The 17,295-nt window shown below is 66.9% G+C and carries 16 protein-coding genes; 11 read left to right on the plus strand and 5 right to left on the minus strand.

Features of this window, described 5'->3' with window-relative positions; translation table 11 throughout:
* Positions 1-65 precede the first annotated feature (65 nt).
* Positions 66-521, plus strand: a complete 456-nt coding sequence (locus PV766_RS12845) for a MarR family winged helix-turn-helix transcriptional regulator (protein WP_421097155.1) — start codon at positions 66-68, stop codon at positions 519-521.
* A 76-nt stretch (positions 522-597) separates the two neighbouring features.
* On the opposite strand, the gene PV766_RS12850 is transcribed toward PV766_RS12845, so the two are convergent.
* Together PV766_RS12850 and PV766_RS12855 are read right to left on the minus strand one after the other, a co-directional pair.
* Positions 598-1,308 (minus strand): FadR/GntR family transcriptional regulator, encoded by a 711-nt coding sequence (locus PV766_RS12850; protein ID WP_064065426.1) that lies wholly within the window; start codon positions 1,306-1,308, stop codon positions 598-600.
* A gap of 26 nt (positions 1,309-1,334) precedes the next feature.
* On the minus strand, positions 1,335-3,053 hold the full coding sequence (locus tag PV766_RS12855; RefSeq protein WP_371053774.1) for an L-lactate permease: 1,719 nt from the start codon (positions 3,051-3,053) through the stop codon (positions 1,335-1,337).
* 221 nt (positions 3,054-3,274) lie between these two features.
* On the opposite strand from PV766_RS12855, the gene PV766_RS12860 reads away from it, so the two are divergent.
* The 4 genes from PV766_RS12860 to PV766_RS12875 are packed head-to-tail and all read left to right on the plus strand — an operon-like array spanning position 3,275 to position 6,418.
* On the plus strand, positions 3,275-4,039 hold the full coding sequence (locus PV766_RS12860; RefSeq protein WP_115311569.1) for a (Fe-S)-binding protein: 765 nt from the start codon (positions 3,275-3,277) through the stop codon (positions 4,037-4,039).
* On the plus strand, positions 4,036-5,538 hold the full coding sequence (locus tag PV766_RS12865) for a LutB/LldF family L-lactate oxidation iron-sulfur protein (RefSeq protein WP_016934054.1): 1,503 nt from the start codon (positions 4,036-4,038) through the stop codon (positions 5,536-5,538). Before PV766_RS12860 ends, PV766_RS12865 begins: the two co-directional genes overlap by 4 nt.
* Positions 5,535-6,158, plus strand: a complete 624-nt coding sequence (locus PV766_RS12870) for a LutC/YkgG family protein (RefSeq protein ID WP_064065544.1) — start codon at positions 5,535-5,537, stop codon at positions 6,156-6,158. Before PV766_RS12865 ends, PV766_RS12870 begins: the two co-directional genes overlap by 4 nt.
* Positions 6,155-6,418 carry a WhiB family transcriptional regulator gene (locus tag PV766_RS12875; RefSeq protein WP_255161047.1) on the plus strand — a complete coding sequence of 88 codons (264 nt, stop codon included), beginning with the start codon at positions 6,155-6,157 and terminating at the stop codon, positions 6,416-6,418. Before PV766_RS12870 ends, PV766_RS12875 begins: the two co-directional genes overlap by 4 nt.
* Positions 6,419-6,436: 18 nt before the next feature.
* Here the strand turns inward: PV766_RS12875 and PV766_RS12880 are convergent, their stop codons facing one another.
* A complete protein-coding gene (locus tag PV766_RS12880; RefSeq protein ID WP_084422047.1) occupies positions 6,437-7,360 on the minus strand; it encodes an alpha/beta fold hydrolase in 924 nt (307 codons plus the stop codon).
* Between the two features lie 108 nt (positions 7,361-7,468).
* Between PV766_RS12880 and PV766_RS12885 the strand changes: the two genes are divergently transcribed.
* The 4 genes from PV766_RS12885 to PV766_RS12900 all read left to right on the plus strand — a co-directional run bounded on the left by PV766_RS12885 (position 7,469) and on the right by PV766_RS12900 (position 12,230).
* Entirely contained in the window at positions 7,469-8,152 is a 684-nt protein-coding gene (locus PV766_RS12885) for a winged helix-turn-helix transcriptional regulator (RefSeq protein WP_115311570.1), read from the plus strand.
* Positions 8,153-8,354: 202 nt separating this feature from the next.
* Positions 8,355-9,554, plus strand: a complete 1,200-nt coding sequence (locus PV766_RS12890; protein ID WP_421097156.1) for a S8 family serine peptidase — start codon at positions 8,355-8,357, stop codon at positions 9,552-9,554.
* 407 nt (positions 9,555-9,961) lie between these two features.
* Positions 9,962-10,684: a PadR family transcriptional regulator gene (locus tag PV766_RS12895; RefSeq protein WP_064065157.1), complete on the plus strand. Its 723-nt coding sequence runs from the start codon at positions 9,962-9,964 to the stop codon at positions 10,682-10,684.
* A 58-nt stretch (positions 10,685-10,742) separates the two neighbouring features.
* A complete protein-coding gene (locus PV766_RS12900; RefSeq protein WP_421097157.1) occupies positions 10,743-12,230 on the plus strand; it encodes a DHA2 family efflux MFS transporter permease subunit in 1,488 nt (495 codons plus the stop codon).
* 103 nt (positions 12,231-12,333) lie between these two features.
* Here PV766_RS12900 and PV766_RS12905 read toward each other — a convergent pair whose 3' ends face one another.
* Complete coding sequence (locus PV766_RS12905; protein WP_421097158.1) at positions 12,334-12,657, minus strand: pyrimidine/purine nucleoside phosphorylase; 324 nt, start codon at positions 12,655-12,657, stop codon at positions 12,334-12,336.
* Between the two features lie 93 nt (positions 12,658-12,750).
* Positions 12,751-13,782 (minus strand): YihY/virulence factor BrkB family protein, encoded by a 1,032-nt coding sequence (locus tag PV766_RS12910; protein WP_421097159.1) that lies wholly within the window; start codon positions 13,780-13,782, stop codon positions 12,751-12,753.
* Positions 13,783-14,123: 341 nt separating this feature from the next.
* Between PV766_RS12910 and PV766_RS12915 the strand changes: the two genes are divergently transcribed.
* On the plus strand, positions 14,124-15,605 hold the full coding sequence (locus PV766_RS12915) for a glyceraldehyde-3-phosphate dehydrogenase (RefSeq protein WP_421097160.1): 1,482 nt from the start codon (positions 14,124-14,126) through the stop codon (positions 15,603-15,605).
* Between the two features lie 281 nt (positions 15,606-15,886).
* Positions 15,887-17,293: a selenium-binding protein SBP56-related protein gene (locus tag PV766_RS12920; protein ID WP_421097161.1), complete on the plus strand. Its 1,407-nt coding sequence runs from the start codon at positions 15,887-15,889 to the stop codon at positions 17,291-17,293.
* The last annotated feature ends 2 nt before the right edge of the window (positions 17,294-17,295 follow it).

Here is a 17,295-nt window from a genome sequence, read left to right on the forward strand (position 1 = left end):
CGTTGCGACAACGTCGGCATGCCGTCGGCGTCACCTGTTCGTACGAGCCGACCCAGGAGCCGACCATGACCGCCACGGACCCCTCGATGACCGCGCTGGCCAACAGTTGGTCGGCGCTGTCGCTCCTGCACGGGCGGCTCGAGAACCGGATCGAGAGCGCCCTGCAGTCCGGCCACGGGTTGAGCGTGCGCGAGTACTCGCTGCTGGATGTGCTCAACCGTCAGCGCGAGGGGGAGGGCGGGCACCTGCAGATGCGTCAGGTCGCCGATGCTGTGGTTCTCAGTCAGAGCGCGACGACGCGGTTGGTCACGCGGCTCGAGGATCGTGGGTTGCTCTCGCGCTATCTGTGTCCTACCGATCGTCGCGGCATCTACACCGACGTCACCGACGCCGGTCGGCGCCTGCTCGAAGAGGCCCGGCCCACCCACAACACCGCCCTGCGGGAGGCGCTCGACGAGGCCGCGACCGAACCCGTCCTGGCGCCGCTGGTCGACGCCATCCGGCAGTTGCAAGAGCAGTGATCGAACATCCGAAAAGCCCGGCCCGACAGTTTGTCTCGTCGGACCGGGTCGACCGTGCAGGTGTGGGGGAGCAGCGTCAGAACGCGTCGGCGCCGAAACTTCGAGCGTAGTAACCGCGGATGTGCTCGACGATGCGCTTGCGTGCGAGCGTGGCGTCGCCGGCGCGGACCGCGTCGACGAGACCGCGGTGCTCGTGACGCAGCCGCACGCAGGTCGCGGGCCAGTCGGTGTGCGGCGCGCCCGCAAGGACGTAGCTCTCGATGGAGTCGCGCAGACCGGCCATCATCGCCGCGACGACGAGGTTGCCGGCCGCGTCGGCCATCGCGACGTGGAACTGGGCGTCGAGAACCAGGAACTCGGGTGCGGCCAACTCCGGAGCGTCCATCGCGTCCAGGAGTTCCTCGGCCTGGGTGAGTTCCGGTGCCGGGGTTCGGTTGGCCAGTGTCTGCATCACTTCCGTCTCGAGTACCAGACGTGTGCGGACGATGTCGGAGACCGGGAAGTTCTGCGCCGCGACCTGCAGGCGCATGAGCATCGACATCCCGCCGGTGGGTCGCGAGACGATCATTGCGCCGGCGTTCGGCCCGGAACCGGTGTGGGTGCTGAGCAGTCCGAGGGCCTCCATCACGCGCAGTGCCTCACGAACCGAAGACCTGCCGACGCCGAGTTGTGCGGCGAGCGTGCGCTCCGGGGGCAGATGCTGGCCCGGGCCGAGTTCTCCCGAGACCAGCATCTGCTCCAGGTGGTTCAGCACCTGCTCCCACGCACGACCCTCGGACGACGACATGACTTCAGAGCCTAGTCGATTCCGGATCAGGGGAGCATCCAGGACAGCACCGGTGTGGACTGCAGGTAGACCAGCACGCAGAGGATGACGAGCATCGCGACGCTGTAGCCGATCACCTTGCGCAACAACACCGATTCGCTGCCCGGCTGATCGACCGCGGTGGCGGCGATGGTGAGGTTCTGCGGGCTGATCAGCTTGCCGACCACACCACCGGAGGTGTTCGCCGCGACCAGCAGGGTCGGGTCGATGCCGGCGGTCTGCCCGGCTGCCTGCTGCAGGCGGGCGAACAGGGCGTTGGCGGAGGTATCCGAGCCGGTGACGGCGGTGCCGAGCCAGCCCAGGATCGGGGAGAACAAGGCGAAGATCGTACCGGTGCCGGCGAGCCAGGTGCCGATCGCGACGGTCTGGCCGGACTGATTCATCACATAACTCAGACCCAGCACGGTGGCCACCGTGGCGATGGCGAGCTTCATACGCACGACGGTGGTGCCGAAGGTGGCCACGGCTCGGCGGACGGTCAGCGGGAACATGCCGCCGCTGTCCCGCCGCGCGTAGACGAGAGTGACGATCGCGCCGCTGAGCAGTAGCAGTGTGCCCGGCGACGACAGCCACGAGAAGGTGTAGACCGCGCTGCTCGATGCGTCGCCCCCGCCGGTGAGCAGATTGCCGTACAGGCCGGGCCACTCGATCTCGACGTCGGTGGCGGCGAGACGCTCCGGCAGATCGACACCGACGGTCCACAGCTTCGCAATGCCGAACACGGTGATGACCAGCAGGTACGGGAACAGCGCCATGACGACGCGCGAGGTGGTCAGCGACTCGTCGGCGACGGGACGCTGCGGCGCACGAGCGGCTCCGGGGCCCTCCTTGCCGGCCTGGACAGCGATGACATCGGTGCGGGTACGCGAGAGCTGGTCCTCGGGGGTCCGCGGCTTCCAGACCTGCAGCATCAGCACGGCGGCGGTGAGACCGGCGAGCGAGGCGACGACATCGGTGAGTTCGTACGAAAAGTGGCTCGAGCACCAGAACTGGGCGAGCGCGAACGTCGTGCCGGTGACCAACGCGATCGGCCAGGCCTGCCGGACACCGCGACGACCGTCGACCAGGAAGAGCAGCAACAGCGGCACGAAGAGCGCCAGGACCGGGGTCTGACGGCCCACGACGGCGGCGATCTCGGTGGCGGGGATGTCGGTCAGGGCACCGGCGGTGGTGATCGGGATGGCCATGGCGCCGAAGGCGACCGGCGCGGTGTTGGCGATCAGGACCGTGACCGCGGCTCGCAGGGCAGGCATGCCGAGGGTGACGAGCATGGCGCCGGTGATCGCCACGGGTGCGCCGAATCCGGCCAGTGCTTCGAGCATGCCACCGAAGCAGAAGGCGATGAGCATCGCCTGGATCCGCATGTCGCCGTGGCCGATCGAGTTGAAGATGCGCCGCAGATCCTCGAACCGGCCGCTGACGACGGTGAGTTCGTAGAACCAGATCGCGGTGATCACGATCCACATCACCGGGAAGAGTCCGAAGGTGATGCCCTGCAGGGCGGACAGGCCGGCCAGGGGCGCGGGCATGTCGAAGCCGATGATCGCGACGATGAGCGCGGCGACGAGGGCGCCGAGTCCGGAATACCAGGCCTTGAGTTTGAAGCCGGCGAGCAGGACGAAGAAGGTCAGCAGCGGCGCAAGGCCCACGAGAGCCGATGCGGTGAGGCTGCCTGCGATGGCGTCAGTGGCGGGTGTGAATGTCACCGCCGATATCCGGGTTGCCACACGAAACTCCTGTGGTTGCGCCGCTGTCGGCGGCGGATGTGATTTCGACCGATGTGGTCAGACCACGTGAAAGTACACCATGGTCCGCGTCACAGTCGACCCCCTGACGGAATGTGCGGTCACTGTCCGAAAATGTGCGGCGGATCTCCGGAACGTGTGGTTCAATGTGGTCAGACCACACCCCCGATGCGGAGATCTCCATGCGAATCGCCCTGTTCGCGACGTGCCTCGGCGACACGATGTTCCCGAAGGCCGTTTCGGCCACCGCCCTGCTCCTCACCCGGCTCGGGCACGACGTCGTCTTCCCCGAACGCCAGACCTGCTGCGGTCAGATGCACGTCAACACCGGCTACCAACCCGACGCGCTGCCGCTCGTCGAGAACTACGTCGACGCCTTCGGCGACAGCGGCATCGACGCCGTCGTCGCCCCCTCCGGATCGTGCGTCGGATCCGTTCGCCACCAGCACGACATCGTCGCCTCCCGTTACGGTTCCGCGTCGTTGTGCGGACGGGTCGACACCGTCAAGGCCAAGACGTACGAGTTGTCCGAATTCCTTGTCGACGTCCTCGGCGTCACCGACGTCGGCGCCTATTTCCCGCACCGGGTGACCTATCACCCCACCTGTCATTCGTTGCGGATGCTGCGGGTGGGGGAGAAGCCGCTCCAGTTGTTGCGAGCCGTGCGCGAGATCGATCTCGTCGAACTGCCCGAGGCCGATTCGTGCTGCGGGTTCGGGGGCACCTTCGCGATCAAGAACGCCGAGACCTCCACTGCGATGCTCGCCGACAAGCTGAGCAATGTCGCCGCCACCGGCGCCGAATACTGCAGCGCCGGCGACTCGTCGTGCCTGATGCACATCGGCGGTGGTCTCACGCGCCTGCGCACCGGTACCCGCACCATCCACCTCGCCGAGATCCTCGCCTCCGTGGAACCGGCCGTCGCCCCCAAGGGAGTGCCCGCGTGACCGCACTCGGTATGCCCACCGTCCCGCCGCGTGGATCCGGAAATCTGCGCGGCATCAGAAAGTTTCCCGACGCAGCGCACCAGGAACTCGCGAACCCGCAGTTGCGGCGCAACATCGGCAAGGCCACCCACACCATCCGTGCCAAGCGACTGAACGTCACCGGGGAACTGCCCGACTGGGAACAACTGCGCGACGCCGGCGCCGCCATCAAGACCGACGTGCTCAACCGCCTCCCGGAGCTGCTCACCCAGCTCGAGGAGGCGGTGACCGCGCGTGGTGGCGTGGTGCACTGGGCTGCCGGCGCCGCCGAGGCCAACGCCATCGTCACCGAGCTGATCCGGAAGACAGGATCCGACGAGGTCATCAAGGTCAAATCGATGGCCACCCAGGAGATCGGGCTCAACGAGCATCTCGAAGAACGGGGGATCGCGGCCTACGAGACCGACCTCGCCGAGCTCATCGTCCAACTCGGCCACGACAAGCCCTCGCACATCCTGGTGCCCGCCATCCACCGCAACCGCGCCGAGATCCGCGAGATCTTCCTGCGTGAGATGCCGGACGTCGACCCCGACCTCGACGACAACCCCCGTCATCTCGCAGCCGCGGCACGAAAGTTCCTGCGTCACAAGTTCATGACCGTGCCGGTCGCGGTGTCGGGCGCGAACTTCGGCATCGCCGAGACCGGCACCCTCGCCGTCGTCGAATCCGAGGGCAACGGCCGCATGTGCCTGACGCTGCCGCAGACACTCATCACCGTCATGGGCATCGAGAAACTCTTGCCCACCTTCCGTGACCTCGAGGTGTTCCTGCAGTTGCTGCCGCGCTCGTCGACGGGGGAGCGCATGAATCCCTACACGTCGATGTGGACCGGTGTCACCCCCGGCGACGGCCCGCAGGAGTTCCATCTCGTGCTGCTCGACAACGGCCGCACCGCCGCGCTCGCCGACGAGATCGGACGTGAAGCGCTGCACTGTATCCGGTGCTCGGCATGCCTGAACGTGTGCCCGGTCTACGAGCGCACCGGGGGCCACGCCTACGGCTCGACCTACCCGGGCCCGATCGGCGCCGTCCTCAGCCCGCAGTTGGCCGGGATGGACCGACCCGACGACCCCAACGCCAGCCTGCCGTTCGCATCGAGCCTGTGCGGTGCCTGCTACGACGCCTGCCCCGTCAAGATCGACATCCCCTCGTTGCTGGTGGAACTGCGCCACCAGAAGGTCGAACACGCCCGCTTCGGGCCCGAGGCTGCGGCGATGAAGGCCGCCTCGCTGGCCATGTCGTCCTCGCAGCGCTGGACGGCCGCGCAGAAGGCCGCCGGACTCGGCCGCGTCCTCGCCGGCAAGAAGGGGAAGATCACCAGTCTGCCCGGTCCGCTCGCCGGTTGGACCGACGCCCGTGACATGCCGGCCCCGCCGAAACAGACCTTCCGGCAATGGTGGGCATCCGATGAAGGCCGTGCCGCGCTCGCGAAGGCACGCGAGGAAGGACAGCAGCGATGAGCAGCCGCGACGCGATTCTCGGCCGGATCCGTTCGGCGCAGACCCTCGCACCGCCGACACCGGTCGAGGTACCGCGCGACTATCGTCTCGGACGCACCCTGCCGGACGCCGAGCGCCGTGAGCTGCTGGTCGATCGGCTGGTCGACTACAAGGCTCACGTGCACGAGAGCACGCCGGAGGATCTGCCCGTCGTGCTGGCGAAGATCCTCACGGATCGCGGGGTGCGCCGCGTCGGGGTCCCGGAGGGCCTGGATCGGTCGTGGCTGGCGGAGTTCGGTGGCGAGGTGGTGGTCGACTCCACCGACAGGCCCGCAGCCGACCTCGGTGATCTCGACGGGGTCGTCACCGGCTCGGCCGTGACCTGCGCGGAGACGGGCACGATCTTCCTCGACGGCAGCCTCGACCAGGGGCGACGCGCGCTGACACTGGTCCCCGACCTGCACGTGTGCGTGGTGGCGATGAGCGATGTCGAGGTGGGAGTGCCCGAAGCGCTGGCCCGGCTCGTCCCGGAGCGGCCGATCACGATGATCAGTGGGCCGTCCGCGACGTCGGACATCGAACTCGAACGCGTCGAGGGCGTGCACGGCCCCCGCACTTTGGAGGTGGTGATGATCGGATGACCCTGCTGACCGAGCGTGTCCGGCCACGTCTCGGATGGCAGCAGCATGCCAACTGCCGGACCTCCGACGAGTACTTCTTCTTCGCCCCGGACGGCGAGCCACCGAGCATCCGCAGGCGGCGCGAGGTCGTCGCGAAACGCATCTGCGCGAACTGCCCGGTGCTGGCCGAGTGCCGCACCCACGCGATACTCAGCGGCGAACCGCACGGAGTGTGGGGTGGACTGTCGGAACACGAACGGCTGCAACACCTGAAGCACTGATCGCGTCCCGCGGGCTGCTCACGGAATCGAGTGGGCGAACTCCTCGATCAGCGCCGCCACCCGTGCGGGATGGCCGAGCTGAGGCACGTGTCCCGCGACCAGCACTTCCAGATGCGCGTGCGGTACGAGTGCCGCGACGGCCCGGGCGTCCTCGACCGGGACCACGGGATCGTGGTCACCCCAGATCATCAGCGTGGGAACGTGTAGCTGCCGCAGCACATCCGGACAGATCCTGGCGGCGCGCCGGGTGCCGAACGGTGACAGGATCGCCTGCAACTCCGCAACGTTCGCTGCCCTCGCGACGGGATCGTGCGCCGCGTCGACGAGCGAGTCGAGCAGCTCGGGGTACCGCCGGATGGTCTCGCCTTCGCCCACCGAGGACAGCAGGTGCAGCAGCATCCGTCGACCCGGTTTCACGATGCGGCCGAGCAGTTGCCCGAGAACGGGGGTCGCCATGACCCGGACATCGACGGGAATCCGAGCACCGGGCAGCAGCGGGACGGACCCGAGCGTGACCGCACCCCGCACCCGCTCCGGACGATCGAGGGCGTACCAGATCGACCAGATCCCTCCGCCCGACGCGCCGACCAGAACCGCCGACTCGAGCCCGAGCCCGTCGAGCACGTCGTCGACGAATCCGACCGCATGCCGCCGGAGCCCGGTGCGGCGGAAGTCCGACGGATCGCTGAGACCGAAACCCGGCCGATCCACCAGGAACGAGTGCACCGCCGTCGTGTGCTCGAGCAGCATCAGGTGCGACAACGACGAGGTGTTGTTGCCGTGCAGATGGACGACCGGTAGCCCGTCACCGTGCTCGACGACGTGTGCCCGGCCCGTCCGTGTCGGGACGAATCGGCTCCGACCACCGGCGTCCCGAACCATCCGATCGTATCCGTTCTGCACGCGAGTCGGGTGACCCGGTACGCGCGTCTGGATGTTCATCGTGACCTCCGGATCTCGTCCTCGTCTTCACGATCCGTCGTCGAGTGGGACGTGACCAGTTCGAACTTCGAACCGCACCCGGCCGCCGGGCGGTGGGACACTCGGGGGGTGGACGCGAGTGGATCCGCCGGGTACTGCTCCTTCACCAAGGCCATCGAACACCTCGGTGACCGGTGGAGTCTGCTCGTCGTACGACAGTTGGGAATCCTCGGGCCGCAGGGCTTCAACGACCTCGCCACCGGCCTGCCCGGCCGGATCTCGCGTTCGGTGCTCGCCGACCGACTGCGCCGGCTGGAGATGCTCGGGGTGGTGTCCCGTTGCGAAGATCCGCACCCGGCCTACCGTCTGACCGACGTCGGCCTCGGGTTGATGGCACCGCTCGGCGCGCTGCGCACCTGGGCGGAGACATGGTTGCCGGACGATCCGGCGATGGTCGAACGCGACCCGGACGTTGTGCTCGGCTGGTTGGCGCGACGGGTGGAGCGCGCGCACTGTCCGGCCCGGCCGGTCGTGCTCGAGTTCCGGCTCCACCATCGGTGCGACCGCAGGTACTGGCTGGTCGTGCAGCGCGGCGCGCAACCGTACGGATGCCTCACCGATCCGCTGCTGGACCCGGCTCGCTACGTGTATCTCGAGTCGTCGATCCCGGCACTGCTGGCACTGGCTCGCGGTCGGGGCGATTGGTCGCGCGCTGTCCGGGACGGATCCGTCACGGCTGCAGGAGATCCCGCGCTGGTGTCGCGTGTGGGGGACTGGTTCCGGCCGGTCCCGGAGCGGTCGCACACGCGGTGACCGGATGCGATTTCGGTGTTCCCGACATCGCTCAGCGCGGTCGGGAACACCGAAATCGAGAACGGCTACGCACCGGTGACGCGACCAGCACGGTCGAAATGGGGTAGTCGTCTACGCAGGCGCCGGTATCGGCCGGTTCCCATACTGATCCCGCGGGGTTCTCCCGCATCTCGTATCACTCTTCGGATCAGAGGAACGCATCATGATGACGGACGATGCCGATGGCCCCGTCGAAGCCGAAACCACGGGCCGGCAGATCATCACTTTCACCGAGGACAGCACTCACGAGGAACGCGTGGCCGCACTCGAGGCGATCAGCGGCGTGAACTCGATCGCGTCCAGCGACGAGACGGGGCCGGAAGCGGTACCCGCAGACGAACTCGAATCCACCGATGCGACCCTATTCGATCGGCTCGGGGTGGCTGTCGCCGCCGTCGACGGGTCGCAGGTCGAATCGCTCGAGGACGTCGCACGTCAGGATCCGGCGATCGTGGCCGTGGAACCCGAACACGTCGTCCGTACGCTGGCGGCACCACTCGCCCTGGAGACACATCTGGCGGACGGTCGCAGGCACACCTGGGGTCTGCAGGCCACCCGGGCACTGACGTCACAGTTCGACGGGTCCGCTGTCCGGGTAGCAGTGCTCGACACCGGATTCGATCTCAACCATCCCGACTTCGCAGGTCGGACGATCACCAGTAAGTCGTTCATCGCAGGTCAGGCCGTCCAGGACGGGAACGGGCACGGCACCCACTGCGTCGGCACATCCTGCGGACCGAGGAATCTACCGACCGCGCGCGGCTACGGCGTCGCACCACGGGCCGCGATCTTCGTCGGCAAGGTACTGAGCAATCAGGGCAGCGGATCCGACTCCACCATCCTCGCCGGGATCGAATGGGCATTGGCCAATCGGTGCCAGGTCATCTCGATGTCGCTGGGCGCCGACGTACCTCGGCCGGTGACGGCCTACGAGGCCGTCGGGCAGCGGGCGTTGGCGGCCGGGACGCTGATCGTCGCGGCCGCGGGGAACAACGCGCGTCGGCCGACGGATCCCGGATTCGTCGGCAGCCCCGCGAATTCGCCGTCGATCATGGCGGTCGCGGCACTGGCGTCCGACCTGAAGATGGCGGCCTTCTCGGCCAGAGCCACCGTGGTTCCGGGCGGCGCCGTCGATATCGCCGCACCCGGTGTAGACGTGTACTCGTCGTGGCCGATGCCGGACCGCTACAACACGATCAGTGGGACGTCCATGGCCACCCCGCACGTGGCGGGATTGGCGGCTCTGATCGTGCAGAGCACGGCGAGGACCGGGAAGGAACTCTGGAAGACGCTGGTCGACGGAGCCGAGGTGCTGCCGTTGCCGCAGACCGATGCAGGCGCGGGGTTGGCGACGGCGCCGTGATTCGGCGTCGAGGCGCAGGACCTCGTCGTCCTTGCCGCCGGGCAGGCCGACGCGGCCCTCGCCGCCATCGAGGCCGTTGTCTCGGTGGCCCGGTCGCTCCGGCCACGGCTGCTTCTCGTCCTCGCGGATCCCGATGTGAGGGAGGAGATTCGAAGAATCCCCGACGTGTGGTTGCACAGATCGTGACGAGAACAGTATTCGTCACCGGATCGGGGGTTCCGGCCGATGTCACGCACCGGTCGGAACCCCCGATCCACGTCTGCCGCGCGCCCGGCACGGCGACGAACGCCAGGAAGGAGGCATTGTTGTCCGTCGGATAATCCGCGTCGTATATTCGATACCGACTATTCGAGGCGCAGCAGTCGCGGTTCCCGAACGCCTCCCGACGATCGAAGGAGGCAGGAGCGGTGTCCGAACAATCCCGTATCGCCGTCCTGACACCGATAGCCATCGCTGTGCTCGGACTGCTCGAGGAGCGACCGATGCATCCCTACGAGATGCATCAGCTTCTGCTCAAGCGCCGGGAGGACAACCTGATCAAGCTCCGGCCGAGCTCGCTGTACCACACCGTCTCCCGTCTGGTGGAGAGCGGATTGATCCGGCAGGAGGGCACCGAACGCGCAGGTAACAGACCCGAGCGCACCACCTACAGCATCACTGCGGCCGGAGCGGAGGCCGTGCGTGCCCGCATCGCCGAGATCATCCGTCGACCGGCTCGCGAGTATCCGATTTTCCCTCTCGGCCTCGCCGAATCGCACAATCTGCCGGCAGACGAGGTCGTCGCCCTGATCGGTGAACGCATCGATCGTCTCGAGGACGATCTCGTCGAACTGGACGCCATCCGTGCCTGGGCCGTCGACAACGACGTGCCCCGGCGGTACTGGGTGGCCGTCGACTTCCTCCGCGACAGAACCGCTCACGAAACGGAATGGTTGCGGCGCCTGATCGGCGAGATCCGTGACGGCTCTCTCGCGTGGCAGAACTTCGACGCCGGAGGCGCGCGGATCCCGGACCCGCCCCGCGATCCCGGCCGCGACTGGAGCGCGGCGTTGACCGACGAGACTCTCGCCGAATTGCGGAGAAGCGCTGTAGGCGACCCGGGACGGTCGCGGGCGTCGACCGAACCGTGACATCTCGAACCAATGGATCGCCGGTCGTGCTCGGCCGGTACGGACAGGAACGACATCGATGAAAACCGACCGTAATCCGTGGTGGGGCCTGTCGGCCCTGGTGGTCGGGTTCTTCATGATCCTGCTGGACCTGACCATCGTTGCGGTGGCCAACCCGGCGATCATGACCGACCTGCAGGCAGACATCAATCAAGTCGTCTGGGTGACCAGCGCCTACCTGCTGACCTACGCGGTGCCCCTGTTGTTCACCGGTCGCCTCGGCGATCGGTTCGGGCCGAAGAACATCTATCTCGCCGGCCTGGTCGTGTTCACCGCGGCATCGCTGTGGTGCGCGACCTCCGGCTCGATCGAAATTCTCATCGCCGCCCGCGCCGTCCAGGGACTCGGCGCGGCGCTGATGACGCCGCAGACGATGGCGATCATCACTCGTACGTTCGCGCCGGACAAGCGGGGTGCGGCCATGGGGCTGTGGGGCGCTGTCGCCGGCCTGGCCTCACTGCTCGGCCCCCTCGTCGGCGGTGTGCTGGTGGACTGGCAGGGCTGGAACTGGATCTTCTACATCAACGTCCCGATCGGTGTCGTGGCGTTCGCATCGGCGGCGTGGCTGGTGCCCAGCCTCGAAACCCAACCGCACAAGTTCGACGTCGTCGGTGTGATCCTCAGCGGTATCGGTCTGTTCCTGCTGGTCTTCGGAATCCAGGAAGGATCCAGCCGGGACTGGGACGTCTGGACGTGGGTGATGATCGTCGCGGGTATCGCGGTGATGGTGCTGTTCGTGGTCAATCAGGCCCGCAACAAGGGTGAACCGTTGGTGCCGCTGAGCCTGTTCCGCGACCGGAATTTCTCGATGTCGAACATCGCGATCTCGTCGATGGGCGCAGCCATGACCGCCCTGATGGTCCCGGCCTACTTCTATCTCGAGACCGTCCGCGGATTCTCCCCCACGCGAGCAGCCCTGATCTTCGCCCCGATGGCGATCGTCACCGGCCTGACCGCACCGCTCATCGGCAAGTTCTCCGACAGGATGCCGCCGCGGGTCCTGCCCACCATCGGCTTCACGGTGTTCTCGGCGTCGGTCTTCGGCTTCGCGGTGCTGATGACGCCGGACAGTCCCATCGTGCTGTTCCTGATCATCGCCGCCGTTGCCGGCGTGTCCAATTCCTGCATCTGGGCACCGCTGGCGTCGACCGCAACCCACAACCTGCCCATCCATCAGGCGGGCGCCGGTGCCGGCATCTACAACACCACCCGCCAGGTCGGTTCGGTGCTGGGCAGTGCCGCGATCGGTGCCTTGATCTCGTCGCGGATGGCCGCGCAGGGACTGGGCGAAGTGCAGGCCGGCGAGGGAAGCGGCGCCGCGATGGGAAACGCTCTCCCGGAGCAGATCGCCGAGAAGTTCAGCACTGCGCTGAGCCAGTCGATGCTCCTGCCGGCGACGGTCCTGCTCATCGGGATCGTGGCGTCGGCGATGTTCGTCGGTCACGCCTCGTCGCAGCGGAAGGCGCAGACCGGAACCGAACCCGATCGGGCCGAGATCACCGGCTGAGCGGAGCTCCCTCGGCGCGATCGTCCGGTCCTGGGCGGCACGAATGGAGACGCTCCCGCCGAGTACCGCACTCGGTGGGAGCGTTTCGTCTGTCGAAGTACGGTCAGCCGTAGTGGCAGACGTAGCTGACGGCTTCGGTGACCTCGATGTCGAACGAAGAATCGCCCGGCACCGAGAACGAATCACCGGCACCGTAGGTCGCCCATTCCTCACTGCCGGCCAGCCGGACGCGGCACGCGCCGCTGTGCAGCTCCATGACCTCCGGCGCGGCGGTTCCGAACTTCAGGGTGGCGGGCAGGATCACGCCGGCCGACTTGCGGGTTCCATCCGCCAGATGGAAGTTGTGGCTGACGCACTTGCCGTCGAAGTAGACGTTGGCACGCGGGTCGAGCGTCACGTCGGCGTAGGTCGAAGTCGGCTTACTCATGAACTGGAGCGTAGTGAGGCGGATGCGGGTCGCCGGTCGGAGGGTCGGTCGAGGTGGGTGACCCCCCGGGTGCGTGGCGGGTTCGCCAGGGTGTCATCGGTGCCGGTGCCGGTGCCGGTGCCGGTGCTGGTGCTGACGGGGCGGAAGGGTGGTGTCGTCGAGTGGCTGCCGGTCCGCCTCGTCGGTGAAACTCACCTCGACGGTTTCCTCGGGTCGGCGTTCCTCCATCTTGGCCAGGAGCACCATCGCCGACTTGTCCTGCGCGGTGAACGGCGGTTGCGTCATCGATCGGGGCCAGAGACGGTAACGCAGGACGACGTTGATCTCGGCGGCGAGCAGGGTCAGCCGCGCACCGAGATACAACCAGGACAGGAGTCCGAGGACGATGGCGAAGAAACCGTAGACGTCGGTGGCGTGGTCGATGGTGTAGCGGACGAACCAGTCTCCGATGCGTTGGAGGATCTCCCAGAAGACGGTGGCGATGACTGCGCCGACGACCACGTCCCTGATCTGCACGGTGGCCGAGGTCAGCACGGTGAAACAGACCAGGAACACGGTGAAGTTCACAGCCGCCGACGCGACCATGGTCCATGCCCCGGACAGCGCGCCCAGGCGGGGAGCGAACCCGATCAGGGTGGTCGAGAGCAGGATGCCGAGGCCGAGGAACACCAGGATCGTCATTCCTCGGATGCGGCGGCCGACGAAGCCGGGCCAGTCCTTGAACGGAACGTTCCATACCGTGTTCATGGCGTTCTGGGCGGCCTGGCCGATGCCTTGGGCCCCGTAGAGGGCACCGAGCACACCGAGGACCAGAGCCCAGCCGTTACCCCGCAGCGGGTGGGTGGAACTGCGTAGCTGGGTCCCCAGGATGGGGAAATCGGCCAGCGCGGAGTTGATCATGTCTTGTTCGAGGTCGGGATGACCGGCGAGGATGAACCCGAGGATCGTCGAAAACAGCAGCAGGACAGGGAAGACCGCGAACAATCCGTAATAGGCGATGATGGCGGACTTGCCGCCGGCCTGATCGTTGCCGAACTTCTGCACCACCGCGAATGGCACCGCGAGGACCGGATGTCGTTGCTGGAAGCCGTCGATCCGGCGGACCATGATTTCGATCCGGTTCATCGTTCGCCTCCGAAGTGGTACCGGGTCGGCTGTTCGTTTCCATTGTCCGAAGAACCACAAGGGGACGGGTGCCGGCGCGGGAACCCTGGCTCCGGCCGGAATCGGTCGACGGGGTACGGCGGACCGAGGAGCAAGAGATCCGGGCGAACCGGCTTCGGCGACGCCGGTCGTCGACCCGCGGGAGCACTTTCCTATGCTTGGCGTTGCGCACGCCGTAATCGGTGTCGGTCGCGAACGGTTCCACCGATCCGGAACGCCGACCGGCGAGTGGCGTGCGCCTCGTCCGGGCGGCACCCTCAGCCTGCGACGGGTCAGACGAGCCCGAAAGGCAGAGGAGCGCAGTGAGCACCCCGGAATTGTCACAGTGGAACTCCCAGGAGGCCATTGCGGAAGCAATGATCCCGATCATCGGCGGTCTGCACCGCCGGCACTCGGTCACAATCCTGCTCCACAGCCGCTCCCTCGTGAACAAATCGGTCATCGGCATTCTGCGGACCCACCGTTTCGCGCGGCAGATCCGCGGCGACGAGCTGTCCGTCGAGGCGACATTCCCGTTCCTCGAAGCGCTGACCGATCTCGATCTGCAACCGTCGAAGATCGATCTCGGCCTGCTGGTGACGGCATATCACGCCGAGGGGGCCGGACGGTCCATCCCGGAGTTCGTCGCTGAGAGCCTCGCGGATCTGGTCGGCGGCGCGCAGACGAGCCCCGCGAAACCGCAGGACGTGGTCCTGTACGGGTTCGGGCGAATCGGCCGGCTCGTCGCCCGTCTGCTCATCGAGAAGGCAGGCTCGGGCAATGGGCTGAACCTGCGTGCTGTGGTGGTCCGTAAGGGAGGTGACGACGACCTGACCAAGCGTGCCTCTCTGCTGCGTCGCGACTCCGTCCACGGACAGTTCAACGGCACGATCAAGGTCGACACCGAGAACAACGCCTTGGTCGCCAACGGCAATGTCATCAAGTTCATCTACAGCAACGATCCGGAAAGCGTCGACTACACCGAGTACGGCATCGACAAGGCCATCCTGATCGACAACACCGGAATCTGGCGCGACCGCGACGGGCTGTCGAAGCATCTCCGCCCCGGTATCGCCAAGGTGGTGCTCACCGCACCGGGTAAGGGTGATCTCCCGAACATCGTGCACGGCGTCAACCACCGCGACCTCGACCCGGACGAGAAGATCGTGTCGTGCGCGTCCTGCACCACCAATGCCATCGTTCCGCCGCTGAAGACCATGGACGACGAATTCGGTGTGGTGCGTGGTCACGTCGAGACGGTGCACTCGTTCACCAACGACCAGAACCTGCTGGACAACTACCACAAGGCCGACCGCCGGGGTCGTTCCGCGCCGTTCAACCTGGTACTCACCGAGACCGGGGCCGCCTCGGCGGTCGCGAAGGCACTTCCCGATCTGAAAGCGAAGATCACCGGCAACTCGATCCGCGTCCCTACGCCGGATGTCTCCGTCGCGATTCTTCACCTTCAGCTGACTCGTGAGACCACCAAGGAAGAGGTGCTCGAGCACCTGCACCATGAGTCGCTCACCGGGGCGCTACGCCGCAACCTCGACTACACCTCGGCCACCGACGCAGTGTCGAGCGACTTCATCGGGTCGCGCGCGGCGTGCATCATCGACGCCAACGCCGCGATCGTCGACGGCGACACCGCCATTCTCTACGTCTGGTACGACAACGAATTCGGCTACTCGTGCCAGGTGGTACGCACCGTCCAGTACCTCTCGGGTGTGGAGTACCCCGTCTATCCCCTCACGGAAGCCGGCCCGGTGGAGCACGTCGGTGCGCCTGCCGTTGCGCAGGGATAACAGACCTGCGGGGATTGCAGTAACGACCGTCCTCCAGGGACTCGTCGACGAGGGAACCCATCCTTACCTGAGGATGGGTTCCCTTTTACGTTGGGTCACCGAAGTATTCGCCGGGGAGAACCCCGACCGCACCTCTACCGCCCGGTCGTCGCGATCCGGTCCACAGCGCGGAGCACTGCACGCCGGTTCGCGGCGTCCGGCCGTGAGCTCGTCACGGTTCCGTCCCTCGCACGATCCTCGTATTCTGTCTTGTGGGGTCTCCTCGACGAAGGAGGCTGAAAATGAGTCGGCCGACCACAGACCCGACCTTCTATCGGACCGCAGCAGACGCGGCCGCCGCCCCACCGGAGCGATTGGCCTACGTGGCTGCGTTCGATCGCGCGGCGGACAAGCCCGACGCCATGAGCGTGATAGACGTGGATCCCGGCTCGGACACCTATGGCCGAGTAGTGGGCTGGACCGAGGTACCCGGGTTGGGCAACGAACTGCATCATTTCGGTTGGAACGCCTGCAGCAGCGCGTTGAAGCACGAGGGCCACGATATGGCGGGATTGGCACGCCGATACCTCATCGTGCCGGGCATCCGCTCGTCGTCCCTGTATGTGCTCGACACCGGGCCCGACCCGCGTCAACCCACCGTGGCCAAGGTTGTGGACGCTGCCGATCTCGCTGCCAAGGCGGGTTACTCTCGACCGCACACCTTGCACTGCGGGCCGGACGGCGTGTTCATGACCTGCCTGGGTGGTGCCGACGGATCCGACGGCCCAGGCGGGATCGCCCTCCTCGATCACGGCACGTTCGACGTGCTCCGGCAATGGGAAGCCGACCGGGGGCCGCAGTATTTCGCGTACGACGCCTGGTGGCATCTGAACCAGAACACGCTGATCAGCAGCGAATGGGGCACACCGTCGATGATCGAGAACGGAGTGGTGCCCGAGCTGCTACTGGCGAACGAGTACGGCCATGCGATTCATTTCTGGGACCTGTCCACAGGCGCGCACCAGCAGCGAGTGGATCTGGGCGCGCAGTATCAGATGCCGCTCGAACTGCGCCCGTCGCACGACCCGGAGGCCACCTGGGGATTCGTCGGCGTGGTCGTCTCGACCGAGGACCTGTCCGCGTCGGTGTGGCGTTGGCACCGCGGTGACGACGGTTGGGCAGTGGACAAGGTGATCACGATCCCGGCCGAGCCGGCGGAGCCGGACGCACTGCCGCCGGCGTTGAAGCCGTTCGGTGCGGTACCGCCGCTCGTCTCCGACATCGACCTGTCGGTCGACGACGCGTTCCTCTACGTCTCGTGCTGGGGCACCGGAGAGCTGAAACAGTTCGACGTGCGTGAGCCCGACCATCCGAAGGAGACCGGGTCCGTCCGACTCGGAGGGATCGTCGGCCGCCGCGCCCATCCGGCGGTACCGAACGAGCCGCTGTCCGGTGGTCCGCAGATGGTCGAGATCAGCCGGGACGGCAAGCGGGTCTACGTCACCAACTCCTTGTACGGGGCCTGGGACGACCAGTTCTACCCGGACGGGGTCGGCGCCTGGATGGCCCTGCTGCACACCGACCCTCGCGGCGGGATGGAAATCGACGAGCGCTTCTTCCCGCACGGCGACGACTTTCGTGGTCTGCGGGCGCACCAGGTTCGCCTCCAGGGTGGCGACGCCTCCTCGGATTCCTACTGCTATCGGTAACG

Origin of the sequence: Rhodococcus sp. As11 (assembly GCF_048957735.1) — a bacterium.
Classification (GTDB): domain Bacteria; phylum Actinomycetota; class Actinomycetes; order Mycobacteriales; family Mycobacteriaceae; genus Rhodococcus; species Rhodococcus gordoniae.